Origin of the sequence: Planktothrix sp. (assembly GCF_046067725.1) — a bacterium.
In the GTDB taxonomy this organism is placed as follows: domain Bacteria; phylum Cyanobacteriota; class Cyanobacteriia; order Cyanobacteriales; family Microcoleaceae; genus Planktothrix.
The window spans coordinates 12,192-29,967 of the sequence record NZ_JBJUDF010000323.1; the positions used below are offsets into that span (position 1 = coordinate 12,192).

At 38.5% G+C, this 17,776-nt stretch carries 11 protein-coding genes and 1 pseudogene; 4 read left to right on the top strand and 8 right to left on the bottom strand.

Going from position 1 to position 17,776, the window contains the following annotated elements:
* Positions 1 to 45 precede the first annotated feature (45 nt).
* A complete protein-coding gene (locus ACKPEB_RS19970; RefSeq protein WP_408966740.1) occupies positions 46 to 477 on the bottom strand; it encodes an ATP-binding protein in 432 nt (143 codons plus the stop codon).
* Entirely contained in the window at positions 467 to 2,161 is a 1,695-nt protein-coding gene (locus tag ACKPEB_RS19975; protein WP_408966741.1) for a SpoIIE family protein phosphatase, read from the bottom strand. The genes ACKPEB_RS19970 and ACKPEB_RS19975 overlap by 11 nt, the downstream gene beginning before the upstream one ends.
* Positions 2,162 to 2,686: 525 nt before the next feature.
* Here ACKPEB_RS19975 and ACKPEB_RS19980 point away from each other — a divergent pair.
* From ACKPEB_RS19980 to ACKPEB_RS19990, 3 genes are all read left to right on the top strand, one after another.
* Positions 2,687 to 3,973 (top strand): glycosyltransferase family 4 protein, encoded by a 1,287-nt coding sequence (locus tag ACKPEB_RS19980; protein ID WP_408966742.1) that lies wholly within the window; start codon positions 2,687 to 2,689, stop codon positions 3,971 to 3,973.
* A 23-nt stretch (positions 3,974 to 3,996) separates the two neighbouring features.
* Entirely contained in the window at positions 3,997 to 4,971 is a 975-nt protein-coding gene (locus ACKPEB_RS19985) for a glycosyltransferase family 2 protein (protein WP_408966743.1), read from the top strand.
* A 575-nt stretch (positions 4,972 to 5,546) separates the two neighbouring features.
* Positions 5,547 to 6,131 (top strand): serine O-acetyltransferase, encoded by a 585-nt coding sequence (locus tag ACKPEB_RS19990; RefSeq protein ID WP_408966744.1) that lies wholly within the window; start codon positions 5,547 to 5,549, stop codon positions 6,129 to 6,131.
* 96 nt (positions 6,132 to 6,227) lie between these two features.
* On the opposite strand, the gene ACKPEB_RS19995 is transcribed toward ACKPEB_RS19990, so the two are convergent.
* From ACKPEB_RS19995 to rpiA, 4 genes are all read right to left on the bottom strand, one after another.
* Positions 6,228 to 7,277 carry an NB-ARC domain-containing protein gene (locus tag ACKPEB_RS19995; protein WP_408966745.1) on the bottom strand — a complete coding sequence of 350 codons (1,050 nt, stop codon included), beginning with the start codon at positions 7,275 to 7,277 and terminating at the stop codon, positions 6,228 to 6,230.
* 223 nt (positions 7,278 to 7,500) lie between these two features.
* Complete coding sequence (locus tag ACKPEB_RS20000) at positions 7,501 to 10,455, bottom strand: choice-of-anchor Q domain-containing protein (RefSeq protein WP_408966746.1); 2,955 nt, start codon at positions 10,453 to 10,455, stop codon at positions 7,501 to 7,503.
* Positions 10,456 to 10,740: 285 nt separating this feature from the next.
* Complete coding sequence (locus ACKPEB_RS20005) at positions 10,741 to 11,466, bottom strand: Bax inhibitor-1 family protein (protein WP_408966747.1); 726 nt, start codon at positions 11,464 to 11,466, stop codon at positions 10,741 to 10,743.
* Positions 11,467 to 11,841: 375 nt separating this feature from the next.
* Positions 11,842 to 12,552, bottom strand: coding sequence for a ribose-5-phosphate isomerase RpiA (gene rpiA / locus ACKPEB_RS20010; protein WP_408966748.1), 711 nt, complete (start codon positions 12,550 to 12,552; stop codon positions 11,842 to 11,844).
* Between the two features lie 208 nt (positions 12,553 to 12,760).
* On the opposite strand from rpiA, the gene ACKPEB_RS20015 reads away from it, so the two are divergent.
* Positions 12,761 to 16,057, top strand: a complete 3,297-nt coding sequence (locus ACKPEB_RS20015) for a tetratricopeptide repeat protein (RefSeq protein WP_408966749.1) — start codon at positions 12,761 to 12,763, stop codon at positions 16,055 to 16,057.
* Positions 16,058 to 16,067: 10 nt separating this feature from the next.
* Here ACKPEB_RS20015 and ACKPEB_RS20020 read toward each other — a convergent pair whose 3' ends face one another.
* Both ACKPEB_RS20020 and ACKPEB_RS20025 read right to left on the bottom strand, forming a co-directional pair.
* A complete protein-coding gene (locus ACKPEB_RS20020; RefSeq protein ID WP_408966750.1) occupies positions 16,068 to 17,471 on the bottom strand; it encodes a diguanylate cyclase domain-containing protein in 1,404 nt (467 codons plus the stop codon).
* Positions 17,461 to 17,776: pseudogene (locus ACKPEB_RS20025) on the bottom strand (hybrid sensor histidine kinase/response regulator); the annotation flags it as partial. The gene ACKPEB_RS20020 and the pseudogene ACKPEB_RS20025, both read right to left, overlap by 11 nt.

Here is a 17,776-nt window from a genome sequence, read left to right on the forward strand (position 1 = left end):
GTAAGCGCAGCGCACGCACCATTGATCAATCAACCCTCAAACCGCTTAAGATTCTGTCGATTTATCGGGTAAACTAGCTTCTAATTTTAGACAATTACGACCATCCACTTGTAAACAATAATCTACACGATCCATTAATCGATTCATAATTAACCAACCATAGCCACTTTCTTGTTTATCTTCAGGTTTAGGAGGATTATAATTATCCACTTCATAACCTGTACCCTGATCCCAAATTTCTAAAGAAATATCTCGATCTTTAAATTCCAAACGAACCATCACAGGAAGATCCGGTTTATTGCGGTGAGCATGACGGATGACGTTGGAGTAAGCTTCTGCGAGGACAAGGCGAAACCGATTGGAATGACGGGGCCAATCCACGTGGTCTCCTAGCTCAACTTCCAAACTGCTCAATAACCAGTTTTCAACAATGGTTAAAAACCTAATATCGCTTGGTACTTGAAGCTCAGTTTTCATCAGTCAACAAAACCTCCAGAGCGAGTATAGTTTGATCATCTTCCTGAACAGGATTATGTTCTCGGATAGCGGCTAATAAGCCATCTAAATTTAGCTGTTCCTGTTGTTGGAGTAACTTCCAAAGTCCCTCTTGTTGCAACATCGAGCGAATGGCGGGACTGCCATCGGTTGTTTCCTGCACCACCGTTGCTTCAGTAATGCCATCACTGGTGACTAAAAACACATCCCCCGACTTGAGAGTGAGATTGTCTCCTTTGCCTCTCCAGATGGGAAGAATTCCTAAAGGAATCCCACGAGTCTTGAGAAACATCGGTTCAACGTTCACAGATGAATTAGCGTCATTTGCCTTTTGTCTGACCCCTTGATGTGACCAGACTAAGGGATAAATATGTCCAGCATTGGCATAGGCGAGATGTCCCGTATAAGGGGTATAACGAGCCAAAACCATTGTAATAAAGTGATTATTACTGACTAAATCATCCGATAAAATACTATTGAGATTTTGCATGACTTGATCAGGTTCTGGGGAGGTTTCCTGAGACAGTTCCCGACGCATCACTGAAATTGCACTAGCCATAAATAAAGCGGCGGGAACCCCTTTACCGGATACATCCCCTAATGCCACCCAAATATCTCCTTGGGGATGAATAAAGACTTCAAAGAAATCTCCCCCCACTTCCCGTGCGGGATGACAACAAGCTTGTACCCGAAAGGTGTCAAACTCTGGCCAACTTTGACGCAGGAGATTATTTTGAATTTGGCTGGCGACTTTGAGTTCATTCTGCATCTGTTCGGCTAACTCTACCGTGCGCTGATAAAGTTTGGCTTGAGACAGTGCCAGAGACGCTTGTTCGGAAACCACTTCCAACAGTTGAATATCATCCTCTGACCAAGAAGATAAACTGTTTTCTTGATATAACGCTAAAACCGCCAGTAAGTCATGCTGATAGGTCAGGGGTAAAATAATTTCAGTGATGTTATTCGGCTGATTTTGCCCTTGTTGAATTTGAGTGACTCGATTTTCTAAGATCCCTTGCATGGGGGCTTCGAGTTGAGATAACCAAGCTTGGACGTTAGTAGCATTTCCGCCGTAGGAAAAGGTGACAACAGAAAGGCGACCTTCTTCTACAGAACGAATACAGCAGCCTGTTGCATTAAAGGTTTCTCCCAAGGTACGAACAATGGTTTCTAGCATACTAGAGTAGTCGAGGGACTCTCGCAAGGCACTGACCACATCGTTATAGAGAGATTCCCGACGCAGGGCACGCCGCAAAGCATTGGTTCGTTGTTTGAAGAAATTGTAAGTTTCAGAAGCCTGTTGAATTACAGACTTGAGTTCTTCAGGGTTCCAAGGTTTGGTGATGTATTTGAAAACTTGACCAGAGTTAATCGCTTCCACCAGGTCTTCTACATCCGTATATCCGGTTAACAGAATCCGAATGGTGTCTGGGAAACGTTCAACGGTTTTACCAAGAAATTCGGTTCCGTTCATTTCTGGCATTCTTTGATCAGAAATAATCACCGCCATCTCACCCTCATCTTCGAGAATTTGCAGAGCTTTGAGGGCACTGTCGGCTTTGAACACTTGGAAGTCCCGGCGAAATGTCCGAAACAACAAATCTAAGTTGTCTGGTTCGTCATCGACGACCATGAGTTTCAGCTTTCGACCATCTCCCCGACTCATGCGATTCCCTACTCCCAGATGAACAGATCAGGTATTACCCATCTTACCGCCTCTCTTATCCAGGGTTCTAATAAAAATCGTGAACAATTACTGAATTGTTGCTGTGTGAGTCTTTGAGGCATTTGTGGAACAGGCATCTTGCCTGTTAACCTGTTAACTTAACTCGGGTGTGGGGAAAGCGATCGCAGGCTGATTTGCTCCTCAATCAGTTCAGACTTGGGTGAAACGTTTATAAGCGATGAAACAGAAATCTGAACTTCTCTCAGAAAACTATGAAAATTTGAGATGAAATCCCGAAAAGAATGCTAAAAAAGTGAAGAGGGAACAGGTTAACTGGACATAGAGGAGAACAGAAAATTGGGAATAGGGGATGGCAAAAAGTGATTAGCCATCCGAACTGTTATTTGTACCATACATTTAAGAATTTTAGATGAGATAAATTTTGAAGCCAGATTCTCATTTGGTCATTTATGATCTGTCTATTATCATTACTCAGTTTCATCAATTGCAAGGAGGGTTGAGTTTATGAAAGGATCAAAACCGCTAAAGGTTTTAATGATCGTAGAACAATGTAACCCTAATTGGTTTTCTGTTCCTTTAGAAGGCTATAAATACTTTCAACAAATTAGTCAATTAGTTGATGTTACCCTGGTTACTCATGAACGCAATCAAAAAGATTTAAAATCTCGTCATAGCGATGACAATATCATCTTTATTACTGAGAGTCAACGAGCTAAAAAATATTATCGAAATATCGTTACTTTGGCTTCTAAAGGAACGATGAACTGGCCCCTTACTTATACGTTAAGTTATCCCATCTATGCAGAATTTAATCATCGAGTTTATCAACAATTTAAAGATGAGGTTTTACAAAGAAAATATGATATTGTTCACGCCCTGACCCCCATGATTCCTCGATATCCGGTTAAACTGATTAATGCTTGTCAAAATACACCCTTTTTACTAGGGCCTGTGAATGGTGGCGTACCGTTTCCCCCAGGATTTCAAAAGATTGCTTACAAAGAATTTGCTTATCTCAACTTTTTGAGAAATCTGGGGCGGATGTTAATTCCAGGCTATTTACAAACCTATCAAAATGCTGACCTAGTTCTGGCTGGTTCAACTTATACCTTAAATTGGTTAAAAAATTCTTTAAACGTTCCCGAACGCCAAGTTGATTTGTTCTATGAAAATGGAATTGATCAAACCTTTCTGACTCATCAAGCCAAAACTCGAACCTCTGAACGAGTTAATCTTCTCTTTGTCGGTCGTTTAGTTCCCTATAAATGTGCCGATATTTTGATTGATGCGGTTGCTCAATTAGAAGATTCAATTAAAAATAAAATTCATCTCACGATTGTCGGTGATGGTTCAGAAAGAGCAACTTTAGAAGCAAGTATCCAGCAATTAAATTTACAAGAATTTGTAACCTTGACTGGATGGGTTAAACAAGAACAAACCTTAGAATTTTATCAAAAATCCGATATTTTCTGTTTTCCTTCCATTCGAGAATTTGGTGGCGCTGTTGTTTTAGAAGCAATGGCCTGTGGCTTACCTTGTATTGTTGTTAATAATGGCGGAATTGGAGAATATGTGACGGAGGTAACAGGGTTTAAAATTGAACCGATTTCACGAGACTATATCCGAGATGAACTTACGCAAAAAATTCAGACTTTAGTGGAAAATGAGTCTCTATGGCAGTCTATGTCAGCCCAATCGATAGAACGTGCTAAAGATTTTACTTGGCCTAGAAAAGCTCAAAAAATTGTTAATATTTATGAGGAATTAATGGCTGATCAGAACCGCAGCTAATTAAACTAAAGGACAATCTAATCATGATTCATTCCCCAGTCATCACTTATCCGCTCTTGATTGTCATTGTTAATTATCGAACAGCCTCTTTAACCCTGAATTGTTTATACTCGTTAGTCAGTGAAGTTCAAGCTTTACCCGGTACAAAAGTGATCGTGTCTGATAACGCTTCTGGTGATGATTCAATTCTTCAAATTCAATCTGTTATCGACCAAGAACAATGGGGAGATTGGGTTTCTTTAATTGCCTTAGACCATAATGGAGGTTACGCCTTTGGGAATAATGCCGTTATTCGCCCGATTTTACAATCTGAGAATCCTCCACCTTATTTCCTGCTGCTTAATCCCGATACTATTGTCCGTACTGGTGCTTTAACAAAACTGATCGAATTTATGGATAAAAATCCTGAAATTGGGATTGCTGGAAGTCGTTTAGAAGATCCCGATGGCACCCCCCAACGTTCTGCTTTTCAGTTCCATACTGTGTGGGGAGAATTAGATGCTGGACTGCGCTTTGGATTAGTTTCTAAATTATTAGAAAAATGGGTTGTAGCACCTCCGGTGTCCGACATTCCTTGTCAAACCGATTGGGTAGCAGGTGCAAGTATGATCGTTCGGCGTTCTGTGTTTGAAACGATTGGTTTAATTGATGAAGATTATTTTATGTATTATGAGGAGATGGACTTTTGTTTACAGGCAAAAAAAGCAGGTTGGAATTGTTGGTATGTTCCTGAAAGTCGAGTGGTTCATCTCGTTGGACAAAGTTCTGGGGTAACTGATACGAAATCTCCCCCAAAACGCCTTCCTCAATATTGGTTTGATTCCCGTCGTCGCTATTTTATAAAAAATTATGGTCAACTCTATGCAAAGGTCACAGATATTGTTTGGATACTGAGTTTCATCCTCTGGCGAGTCCGTCGCCAACTCCAAAATAAACCAGATTCTGATCCCCCTCAATTATTACGGGATTTCATTCGTTATAGTGTTTTATTGCAATAGCCAGGAACAGGAAGCCATTAATGATGAGTCGCAAAGATTTTTGGGTTTCCTATCGGACAACAACGGGAAACCCTACTTTTTTAATATTGACCCTTAAATCATAAAATATTGATTTTGTCAAGTCCCGTTTCTAGGGATGAACCTTTCCTTCAAAAAACTTGTGCATTGCAGAGAAGAAATTTTATCAGGAAATCCTAACATTTGACGAGATAATCAGGGTTTCATCGTTTATTTTTGCCTTTAGACACAATAAGCCCTTGAACGATGTTTCCTTAAATATACCAGAACCCCTAGAATCTCGTCAACTATTTGAAAGGAATTCTCAATAAATTATCAAGATTTCCTGATAATCTTTTAAAAAACAAAACGGTTTTAAAAAAACAATTATAAAAACTTAAGTCAATGTAACCCAAACAACGTTTTAAAAATGTATTGCAATTTGAATAAAAATGTTTTACAATCTAAATCAACCACAAAAACAGGAAAACACAAAGATAGGAGGTTGTTACTTCGTCAGGTTATAGGGTGACAGTGCTGATAGTAAACTCATCCGAATTTATATTGTTGAGGTTGATATGGATACAGCACAAAAGATTGAGATTCAAAAAACAACAATAGAGTTAGGACTCTGGGAGCAAATTAAGGAAGATTGGATTACTCATGGGCGAGATTGGACGAAACCCGGATTTCAAGCTGTGGTAGTTCAACGGTTTGGGGTGTGGAGAATGCAAATTAAATCCCTCATTTTTCGTGCCCCTTTGAGCTTTTTTTATCGGATGTTCTATCGAAAAATTCGCAATACCTATGGCATAGAATTACCCTATACTGTTGTGCTGGGTCGTCGTGTGATTGTGGAACATCAACATGGAATTGTAATTCATGGCAATAGTGTGATTGGAGATGATTGCATTATTCGTCAAGGAGTCACCATCGGAAATCGTTACTTAGATCAACCATTTGAGGCTCCAAAATTAGGAAAACGGGTTAATATTGGTGCGGGAGCGAAGATTTTAGGGAATGTAACGATTGGTAATGATGTTTGTATTGGTGCGAATGCTGTTGTAATTTCTGATATTCCATCGGGTCAGACTGTTGTTGGCATTCCGGCTAAAATTATTCATTCTAAATCCTCTCGAAATCCCGATTCATTATCGTTTTAAACGTGATGCGATCGCACAACCTTCAAGAAACCGGGTTTCTAATTAAGATTAGTTGACTCAAATCAAGCTTTGTTGAGAAACCCGGTTTCTGACCCATTATTTTTGTTGATGACAGCAAACTTTAATATATTCTCGGATAACGGGAGATACGCTAAATAAAATCTGATCAAATTGAATAATGTTGATTAAATACCGTCTGTTCAAAGAGTCTAAACCATTAATCAAATCTATTGACGATAACGATAAACGTTCTCTTAACTGTTCTCTGGATACCGGGTGATTATCCTGACTAAGTTCTATGAGAATCTCTTGTTCAATTAAAGATAATCGCTCAAAAATTTGATTTAAACGTAATTTAATACTTTCTGTTATGATCAAACTATGTTCTGTTAAATTTAAATAAGCAGGATTACCTTCATACAATTCAATCAGCCTTGACCTATTCTCCTGTTCGAGTAAACCATAGTTTCTGAGAATTTCAATATCCTGTAACCCTTCCAACTCTAAACACTGAACGGGATATAATTCCTGATCTAAAGATATCATTTCTTGGCATTTTTCCTGACTGATTAAAATTAAACTGCTTTTGTGTTCAGTTTCAGTGATCATTGTAAAAAAGGATTGATAATCTCGATATTCACTTTGATAGTGTCCAGCGAATTGCCCTTTAATCATTAATTCCTGTACGTCATCCAGAATAATTAAACATTTTTTATCACGGAAAAGATTTAAAATTTGAGTTAATTTATTGTCAGCTAAAATAGAATCAGGATTAATAGAGGTTAAAATTTCAGTTAGAATATAATCTAAAGATGGGGAGAGTTTAATATTTTTCCAGATAATAATATCAAAGTGTTGTAAGTTCAGGTCAACAAATTGTTTAACTAGAGTTGTTTTACCAATACCACTTAATCCTAAAACTGAGATTAAACGAGCATTTTGATCAATTAACCAGTGGGATAGGGTGTTCAGTTCGGTGGTGCGATCGTAAAAATAGGTTATTTTAGGAGCTATTGTTAAATCGTGAAATCCTGTGGAAGTATTAGAAAGCTTGTCTAATAGAACTTCTTTCGTATTATTATGAAAACTCTGCGAACAACAATTAAAATTTTGATTAATAACTTGTGATGACGGTGAAGATGTCACCTTTAATCTTTCTATTGATTAATCATAAATTTTACAATTAAGCATTGGCAATGACTCAAACTCAACAATCTAAATAGATTGATTAGGTGTTTTTTAAGCGATCGCAAATTTATATAAAATCTCCAAATCAAATAAAAAATAGGGTTTGAAGACCAAACCCCTAAAGTTTGTTTGGCAAATTCTACAATAATTGCTATTTTCAAACCAGATATATTCTGATCACCTAAAAAGAAATAACCTGAAACTGATTCCCATTGATTACATCCACATCAATACCGTTTAATTGAGCTAGATTTTCTCCGGTATTGGTTATACTAATCATCACTGTATTGTCTTCTTGAGTTAAAGTAAGTTGTTCAAAGGTTAACCCTTGACTTAGACCTAACTGATCTAAGGTCACATCAAAGTCAAGAATTAAGTCATTTCCAGCGTTGATTTGTAATACAAAAAGATCTTGACCTGAACCCCCTTTTAAAGTGTCATTTCCGCTATCTCCCCATAAACTATCATTCCCACTTCCTCCGATTAAAGCATCATTTTCGCTTCCCCCAAATAAACTATCATTTCCTGAACAGCCATCTATAATATCTTGTCCTGAATTCCCTAATAGTAAATCGTTATCTTCTCCTCCACAGAGGCTATCATCTCCTTGATCTCCCCAGACGGTATCTGATCCTTTTCCTCCAGTTAAAATATCTTGATTTTGTCCTCCGAATAAACTATCATTTCCTAAACCTCCATCGATAAAATCGTCTTCTGAATTTCCGTATAAAATATCGTTTCCGCTTCCTCCAAATAAACTATCATTTCCTAAATTTCCATATAAAATATCATTGTCTTCATCTCCCTGTAACTGATCATTATCTTTTCCGCCATAGAGGGTATCTTCTCCTAGATTTCCGGTGAGAAAATCATCATTGCGATCGCCAAATAGTAAATCATTATTTTCATCTCCTTGTAAAATATCATCTTCTTCTCCCCCATATTGGGTATCGTCTCCTAACCCTCCCCAAAGCATATCTGATCCTTGATTTCCCAATAACTGATCATTTTCATTTCCACCGTTTAAGTTATCTGCGCTTTCCATCCCAATTAAAGTATCATTTCCTTCAAACCCATTGATTTGATCATTAAAATTACTTCCTATTAAGTTGTCAGTTTCAAGGGTTCCATTTAGGGTGTTTTCAATCAGATTTTGTGTTTTTTCAGGGTCTAAATTGGGTTGAGGAAATTGATCACACAGACAGTCTTCCTCTTCAATGGGACTAGGAGTAGGTGTTGGCGTTGGTATTGGTGTCGGACTTGGTGTGGGTGTGGGACTGGGACTGGGTGTGGGTGTGGGACTAGGACTGGGTGTAGGTGTGGGACTGGGTGTGGGACTGGGTGTCGGACTCGGTGTGGGACTCGGTGTGGGTGTTGGACTTGGTGTAGGTGTAGGTGTAGGTGGTGTAGGACTAGGAGTGGGTGTGGGAGTGGGACTGGGTGTAGGTGTAGGACTAGGAGTGGGTGTGGGAGTGGGACTGGGTGTAGGTGTAGGTGTGGGAGTGGGACTGGGACTCGGTGTGGGACTGGGACTCGGTGTGATGAAGGGGAACTCATAAGCGCCGCTATCAATGATGCTAATTCCATTTTGATCTCCATCAATGGGACGAGGTTGACCGAGTTGATCCGTTAGGGGGGAATTGTTGTTATTTCCCGTATCAATAGCGGGACTTCCAGTTAATAAAGGATGAATTAATTGTTCATTAAGGGTTTGTAAATCTCCTAATAAAGCATCCGCAACGAGTTGAATATTAGGCGTTGCTTTTGTGTCATTGGGGTTTAATTCATTGGTTTGAAAATTACCACCCCCCTCATTATATTCAGTTCCTGTATGGTGTTTAACGTTCCAAGGATTACCGCCATTATTGGCAAAATTTTTAGATAAAATTGTATTTTGCAAGGTAACATTTGTACCGCCTCCCCAAAATCCTCCACCTTGGAATCCTGCATAATTATTCGCAATCGTTGTATTAATAATCGAGGTTGTATTTGTACCATTGGCGAGGGTAATTGCACCCCCTAAACCATTGTTTCCATTGGAAGATTCGGCGCGATTTCCTGAAAATGTGCTATTAGTAATTGTTGTTGGAGAGGTTTCACCAATCCATAAACCTCCCCCTTGACTATAAGCTCGATTATTGGCAAATGTTGTGTTATTAATGGTTAATTCTGCATTTCCTGAACGTAATCCTCCCCCTAGAGAATCTCCTTTATTATTCGTTTGAATCGTATTATTAATTATTGTACTATTTTCAACAATAATTTGATCGGGAGGATAGGCAAATAAAAATAATCCTCCACCCTGTCCGGCTCCGGTATTTCCATCAAATAAAGAATTGCTAATCTTAATGATTCCCCCGGTTAATCCTGGGCCAAAATTCGCACCCGACGCATTTGCACCATCGGTATAAATGGCTCCTCCCGCACCATGATAATTATTAGAACCATTAGGAACTGTACCTCCAGGGACTGAAGTATTATTAATAAATTTAGAATTTTCAATGGTTAAATTCCCTAATAAATGATTAATTGCACCGCCATTAATTCCTTTATTATTGGTAAATTCACTATCTTTAACCGTGAGAGAGCCTGCACTTTTTGTTGCGATCGCACCTCCTCCCCGTTCACTTCCCCCTAACGTTCCATCATTATTATTAAATTTGCTATTAATAATAATTGTATTACTTTTAAATCCGGTATAAATTCCGCCCCCAAATTGAGCTTTATTATCATTAAGTTCACTATTTTCTAAGGTGAGGTGCGTTGAACCTCCCATGCGAATTCCTCCTCCGGCTCCCGCTTCATCAATTCCGATTGCATTACCATTGGTAATAATTAAATTTTTAAGGGTTATATTTGTCGGTTGAGATTGAGCATCAACTTGCAGTTCAAAGACTCGAAATTTGTTTTCACCACTAATGGTAATTTTCAGAGGAACAGTACCGGATATTAAACCATCAATGGTAAGATTTTTGTTAATATTTAATGGATCACTGGTCAGTTTTAGGGTGGGATTGGGTTGACTGGCTAAACTAGAATCAAATTGAATAATATCTCCCGATTGAGCTAGAGCGATCGCTTCCCTTAAGGAACCCATACCGCTATCATTTAAGTTAGTAACAATTAAAGTCGCCATTTTAATTCATCCTAATTTTGATTGTGATATCAAGTTAATTCTATTTTCAAGAACACAGGATGAATATCCGGCTTTTCAAAAAAAAAGTGCCCTGATTTTAGAAAAAGATAAACTCAATAATAAAGAATTATAATTATTAGGAGAAATAATTTTTTAACTACCCAAACCTAATGATTTAAACATTTCTAATTCCCTGTTCCCTATTTCCCTGAAAAATGATCTCAATAAAAAAGGCGAGGAATACCTCGCCCTTGGCTATACTGAGGAAAACTGCCTCATCGAGAATTAATCCCGATTAATAGCAATCAGTAAGCGCAGAATGAAGATAAATAAGTTGATGTAGGTTAAATACATCGATAGGGCTGCGGATAAATACTGTCTGTCGTCGTAGGCGCGGGGAAGTAAATAGAAGTCAACGACCGCAGACCCAACAAACAACAAAACTCCTAGACCAGAAATGCCAATTTCTAACCAAGAAGGGGCAATAATCCCGAAGAAACTCAGGACAAATTGCGCCAAAATCACCACAACTAAGGCAATAATTCCCAGGTTGATGGTTTTGCTTAATGCCATACCATCGGCTTCAGAGAGGTTAGAACCGATGGAACGTGCTCCAATAAATGTGATACCACATCCTAACGCAGCAACCCCAATTCCGGCTATGCCAACTCCACTGGTACCGAGGGCAAGTGCAACCAAACCTGTGAGGGTGTAGCCAGTCAGGAGGCTGTATGTTGCTAACAGGGGTAACGCGACTTTATTGTTTCCATTGTTAGCAACCCCGGAGGCAACAAAAAACAACACTAATTGTGCAATTATGGCTACCCAGAAGGTCGTCATGAACAATCCGGGGTTTGTCGCTGCAATATTGAGACCCCCAAAAGTACCGAGGGCGGTTAAAATTAACCCACCCCCGACATAGGGTAAAGCGTTGGCAATGACATTGGGGCCGAGGATGGCTTCATTTCTAGCCTCTCGTAACGCTTGACGGAAGTTACTTGTACTGGCCATATCGTCCTTATGCAATTCACAATCAAAACATTATGATTTTATTTTGACTGATTCAGTCAAGTTTGAGGGGTCTTCGCTGTTAATCTTCGCTTGTCAAGCTCTCCTGATGCCATTAACGGTTTAAAACAAGAGCTTAATTAGGAGTAGCTGTCGGTTTTAATATTTTAGGGTAGGGGTTGGGTCTTCCAACCTTGTTAGAAACTGGGGGTTTCCTAAGCCTCTTTGCGCCTGGGTAGGAAGACTCCACTGTTATAGGTTTTGATCACCCATCATTTAGAGTGGCTATATCAGCAAATAGAAGGGTGGGAAACCAAACCCCTACAATTAAAGATGACAACTGATTTAAAACGGGACGTTTGACCAACAACTTAATTTTTAGGAAATTTCCCGAACTTTCGCTTCTTGGTTGACGACTTCACCCACGAGAATGATGTCAGCCACTCCTACAAATAAACCATTTTCTAAAACCCCAGGAATATTGTTAATTTCCTTTTCTAAATCAGCTGGATTGTCAATGGCATCAAATTTGACATCAATCACTAAGTTGCCTTGATCGGTTACTACTGGCCCTGCTTTTTTCACTCCCATTCTCAGGGTTGGTTTTCCTCCTAATTTTTCTAAAGCTTTCATCACCGGAGTCATGGCTAAGGGCATAACTTCAACGGGTAATAAAAATGTTGAACCCAGTTGATCAACTAATTTAGAACTATCGACCACAACAATAAAAACTTCTGCCAAACTATCAACAATTTTTTCACGAGTATGAGCAGCACCTCCCCCTTTAATTAAATTCTTTTGGGGGTCAACTTCATCGGCTCCATCAATAGCAATATCAATGCGATCAACTTCATCTAATGTTGTTAAAGGGATGCCATATTTTTTGGCTAATACTGTAGATTGAAATGAGGTGGGGATGCCTTTAATATCTTTGAGATCTCCGGTTTTGAGGCGTTCTCCAATATACTGAATGGCATAAGCTGTTGTAGAACCGGTTCCGAGCCCGACGATCATTCCCGATGTGACTCGATCGGCGGCTGCTTTACCCACGTATTGTTTCATCAATGTTACGGGATCTTGCTCACTCATGTTAATTTCTCCTCAATAATGGGGTGTTTTGGACAATGGGGAATTGTAGATTTAATTCCCTTCGATCAGTCTACCGAGTTTGGGTCAATTAGGGAATATAATCAAAAAGGTAATAGGAGTCACCCCTGGGATCTTAAGAAAAATTGCGGGGATAGCTGCTCTTAAAATCCGACCAATGGGTGTTTAATGATTGAGTGGAGAGTAACTTGTGAGTTTAGATTCCGTTTCTGCTTTATTAAAACAAGGAATTCAGCTTAAAGAATTTGGAAATTTAGAAGCTGCGATTAATTGCTTTCAGCAAGCATTAAAACTGAATTCTCAAGAGGCAGAAGTTTATAAAAGATTGGCGGAAGTTTATATTCTAATCGGTCAAGAAGAAGACGGACTCAATGCTCTCCACCAAGCTTTGAGTTTACAACCTAATTTATCTTCAGCTTATTTAGTGGTTGGAAATTCACTGTATACTCAATCTCGGTTTGATTTAGCAATTTGGGCTTATACCCAAGCCTTAGAAATTCAGCCGAACTTTGCAGAAGCTTATGGAAATTTAGGTAGTGTTTATTTTAAGCAAGAACGGTTTAAGGAAGCCTTTGACTGTTATCAAAAAGCCGTTGAAATTAATCCGAATTCGGGATTAATCTATTGGATGATGGGGAATTTACTGAGTAAGCAGCATCAATGGGAACAGGCAATTTATTATTATCAAAAAGCCATAGGATTTGAGCCGAATCAAGAGTTATTTTATTTAAAACTTGCAGAAAGCTTGACCAAAACAAATCAAATTGATCCTGCGATTAATTGTTATAAAAAAGCCATTAAAATTAATCCTAAACAGGTTTTTGCCCATCAAGAACTTAACCGCCTACTTCAGTTTAAGTTTCAAGAAGCGACAGACGTTCAAGGAGATAATGCTGGATTTTATGAAGGAGGAGTTGAACTCGCTAGTGCTGGACTTGAAACACAACTGAAAACGTCATCGGAATCAAACATTCAAACCGCCTTAATTGCTTCAGGAAATGAACAGTTTTTCGTTGAAAATCCCCTGGATAAAAAAAGCGAAAACCCGGAAGTAGAATTTTATAAACAACAAGCTGAACTCTTGATGAATCAGGGTCATTTTGACCAAGCGATCGCAGCTTGTCATCAAGCTTTAAAATTACAACCCGACTATTTACCCGCTTATTTAACATTAGGAAATACTCTTCATTTTCAAGGCAAAATTGAAGCTGCTTTACGGGCTTATTCCCTAGCGTTAGAACTGGAACCGAATTTTCCAGAAGTTCATGCCAATATTGGAACCATGTGGTTTAAAATGAAACGCTGGGAACAAGCAATTTTCAGTTATGAAACCGCCTTAAAACTAAATCCCAATTTAGCAGCAGTGTACTGGAATTTAGGGAAAGTTTTTCAAACCGTTGGGCGAATTGATGAATCCATTACCGCTTGGCAAAAAGCTTTAGAATTACAACCGAATTTAGTTGAAGCGGAATTTAACTTTGAATTTGGAAATAGTTTAGCCCGTCGAGGATTGTGGGAAGAGGCGGTTAAAAACTATCAACGAGCAATTGCTTTAAAACCGAATTGGGCTGAAGTTTATTCTAATCTAGGCAGCGTGCGATCGCAACAAGGGAAAGAAGCAGAAGCCATTCAATATTATCAAAAAGCGATTGAACTGAATCCTGATTTACCCCAACCCCATCTTTATCTCGGTCATATTTTTTACAATCAAGGGGTAGTTGAACAGGCAATTTATCATTATCAACAATCGATTAAATTGAAACCAGATTATACGGATAGTTATGCCAATCTTGCCAACCTTTATGCTAAAATTGGGAAAATAGAAGCCGCGATTCAAAACTTTGAACAAGCTTTAGCCATTCAACCGGATTGGGCTGAAATTCATTGTCGGTTAGCGCATATTCGCAAACATGATCAACCCGCAGAAGCGATTATTAATTTAGAAAAAGCCATTGAACTAAAACCGAATTTTCCTGAAGCGTATCAACAGTTATGTGATTTACTCAGTCATTCCACTAATTTAGCGAAAGCACGGGAAATCTCAGATTTATATTGTCAAAAATGTGCGGATAAAGTTCCGATTTTATCGGCGATCGCCTATATTTTCGCCTATAGTCAATCTGGGGCTTGTCAAGAAGCGTTAGAAAAATTCCTAGAATTAGAACAATTTTGTTATCAAAATCCCGATAAAATTAACCACTCAGAAGCGATTATTCTTTATGAAATTCTTCTGTTTACCCTCTCTCACCTTCGAGATACAGTAGAAGCTAATGCTCAATTTTATCAATACATTGCTCAACACTATAGCCAATACCGATTTCAAGAAGTTGCATCTCCTCAATATGTTTCCTTGATTCAAAAGTCAGATTCTAATGCTTTAAGAATTGGCTTTATTTCTAAACATTTTCGTCGTCATTCGGTAGGCTGGTGTAGTGAAGCTGTAATTCGAGAATTATCCCAAATTTCACCCCATATTTATCTGTATGTAACCGGACAGTTACCCATCGATGAAGTGACCGAACGCTTTGAACAAATTGCCACTCAATTTTACTGGCCAAAAGCGTATCCAAATGGTTTTGCATCAGCAGATGAATTAACCGCAGAAATTCTGAAAGATCAGTTAGATATTTTAATAGATTTGGATTCTATGACAGTTCCCGCTAATGTACAAATTTTATATCGTAGACCTGCGCCTGTTTGTCTGTCTTGGTTAGGATTTGATGCTCCTTATATTTCTGCTGATAACTATTTTCTCTGTGATCAATATACCCATCCCCAAGGTATTGAAAATTATTATTTAGAACAATTAATTCGTTTACCCCATACTTCGGTCGCCCTAGAACCTTTTACAAGCCGTCCAGTGGATCGAAATGCAGTCAGAAATAGTTTGAATCTTCAACCGGATCAAATGGTGTATTTATGTGTCGCACCCGGACGAAAACTGAATCGAGAGATGATTCACGCCCAGGTTAAAATTCTTAAAAATGTTCCTAAAAGTGTGTTACTTCGTAAAGGTCAAGGAGATAATCAGTTAATTCGAGAACTTTATCATCAAGCCTGTGAAGAACATAATGTTGATAAAAGCCGTTTGATGTTTATTGGATTAACGAAAACTGAAGAAGAACACCGAGCAATTTATTATGTAGCGGATGCTTTATTAGATTCTTATCCTTATAATGGAGGAACCCATAATTTAGAAGCTTTATCGGCTAATTTACCGATTGTAACTCGTGCTGGGGAACAGTATCTATCTCGGATGGGTTATTCTTTTTTAAAAGCAGTAAATCTGGATATTGGGATTGCTTGGAATTGGGAAGAATATACAGAATTAGGGATTCGATTTGGTTTAGATCAAGCTTTACGGGCTGAGATTCAATCCCACTTAATTCAATCTCAAAACCCTAACACTTTAGCTCCTTTATGGAATCCTAAACAATTAGCTCAAGAAATGTATGTAATTTTTAATCATTTATTAGGAAAAAATTAGTGATCAGTTATCAGTTATGCGATTCTCTATCGGCTGCGATACAATAGCGATCGCGCCCTTGTTGTTTAGCATTATATAACGCTTGATCGGCAAGTTGAATTAAATAATCGGGTTCAAGGGTTACAGTGGGAATTATCGAAGCAATTCCTAAACTAACCGTAACAATATCCTTCGCCTCTGAGTATTGATGAGGAATTGCCAAATGATAAATTGCTTGCTGAATTCCTTGGGAAACTTTGATACCAACCTCGATATCGCTATTGACCAGGAGGACAACAAATTCCTCGCCCCCATAACGCGCTACAAGGTCAATGGGACGGCGTACATCAAGGTGACGAGTACATTGATAAACCGCTTGTGCCACTTTGAATAAACAATCATCCCCGGCTAAATGACCATAGTGATCGTTATAAGCTTTGAAGCTATCAAGATCAAAAAGAATTAATGTTAGGGGTCGTTGTTGTTTAATAAAACTTTCCCATTCCTTGTGCAGACGAGCATCAAAACAGCGACGGTTTGCGACTTGAGTTAAGCTATCGATATTAGCTAATTGATGTAATTGTTGATTGGCTTCTTGGAGGGCAAGTTCTGTTTTTTTACGGCTAGTAATATCACGAATTGTAATCGAAAAACCATCTCCTAACTTAACAGCAACAAAGTGATACCAATAGGATTCTGCAACGGGATAGTAAATATCTTGTTCTAAAGATTGACCCGTTTCAACAAGAGTAACAAACCGATAAAACAGTTCAGGTTTAATGCGGTTGAGGAGTTTTTTCAGAAGAATTTTACCAATCATTTCTTCGCGAGTCCGTTCAAAGACTTTAGCTAAGATAGGGTTAACGATTAAGCAGCGAAAATCTTTGATGATTCCAGTTTCAGGTTCTCGAACCGCTTGCATTGCTGCAATTCCATCTAGGGAACTATTCAAGACACTGGATAAAAGTGCCCTAGATTGATAGAGAATTTCCTCAGCTTCCTTACGCTTAATAATTTCGGCTTCTAATAGTTTTTTTTGTCGTTGAATGGTTAACTGATTTTCCAAACGAGCGACAACTTCTTCAACTTGAAAGGGTTTAGTAATGTAGTCTACTCCGCCCACTTGAAAGCCTTTAATTTTATCAAAAACATCATTTAAAGCACTAATAAAAATCACAGGAATATGGCGTAAAGTTTTATCTGCTTTTAAGGCTTCGCAAACTTGATAACCATCCATTTCTGGCATTTTAACATCCAAAAAAATCACATCGGGCTGTTTGACTCTCACGGTTTTAAGAGCCATTCGCCCACTTGTAACACTACGAACCGTATAGCCAAGTTGAATCAGCAAATCGCTTAATAGTTGTAAATTTTCTGGAATATCATCGACCAGGAGAATATTCCCTTTCATATCAGGCAAAATATTAGAATTCATTACTGATCAAAGGTTCAACTAATTCAACAATTTGCTCAAACTGAAATTTTCGTACCAGTTGTGTTAGTGATTGTATCAGAAAACCGTGAGTATTTGGAATTTGAGTAATCAATTGTATAACATCTTGGCTGTTGGCTTCAAGTGCTGCTTCATACAATTGACAAATCCAGTCTTGAGACATGATATTTAAATCATCGCTAGTCAATTTAAATTTTAACTCACAATTTAAAAGAGGTTGTGTTTCCTCATAAATATACTCAACTCCTAAATGTTGGGCTAGGGCTTCAAAAATACTTTGTTCTGTA

What these genes read in the sequence shown, in the direction of transcription:
- ACKPEB_RS19975 (WP_408966741.1), bottom strand. Translation starts at nt 2,161, where the DNA reads ATGAGTCGGGGAGATGGTCGAAAGCTGAAACTCATGGTCGTCGATGAC.
- ACKPEB_RS19970 (WP_408966740.1), bottom strand. Translation starts at nt 477, where the DNA reads ATGAAAACTGAGCTTCAAGTACCAAGCGATATTAGGTTTTTAACCATT.
- ACKPEB_RS19985 (WP_408966743.1), top strand. Translation starts at nt 3,997, where the DNA reads ATGATTCATTCCCCAGTCATCACTTATCCGCTCTTGATTGTCATTGTT.
- ACKPEB_RS20020 (WP_408966750.1), bottom strand. Translation starts at nt 17,471, where the DNA reads ATGAATTCTAATATTTTGCCTGATATGAAAGGGAATATTCTCCTGGTC.
- ACKPEB_RS20000 (WP_408966746.1), bottom strand. Translation starts at nt 10,455, where the DNA reads ATGGCGACTTTAATTGTTACTAACTTAAATGATAGCGGTATGGGTTCC.
- ACKPEB_RS19990 (WP_408966744.1), top strand. Translation starts at nt 5,547, where the DNA reads ATGGATACAGCACAAAAGATTGAGATTCAAAAAACAACAATAGAGTTA.
- ACKPEB_RS19980 (WP_408966742.1), top strand. Translation starts at nt 2,687, where the DNA reads ATGAAAGGATCAAAACCGCTAAAGGTTTTAATGATCGTAGAACAATGT.
- ACKPEB_RS20005 (WP_408966747.1), bottom strand. Translation starts at nt 11,466, where the DNA reads ATGGCCAGTACAAGTAACTTCCGTCAAGCGTTACGAGAGGCTAGAAAT.
- rpiA (WP_408966748.1), bottom strand. Translation starts at nt 12,552, where the DNA reads ATGAGTGAGCAAGATCCCGTAACATTGATGAAACAATACGTGGGTAAA.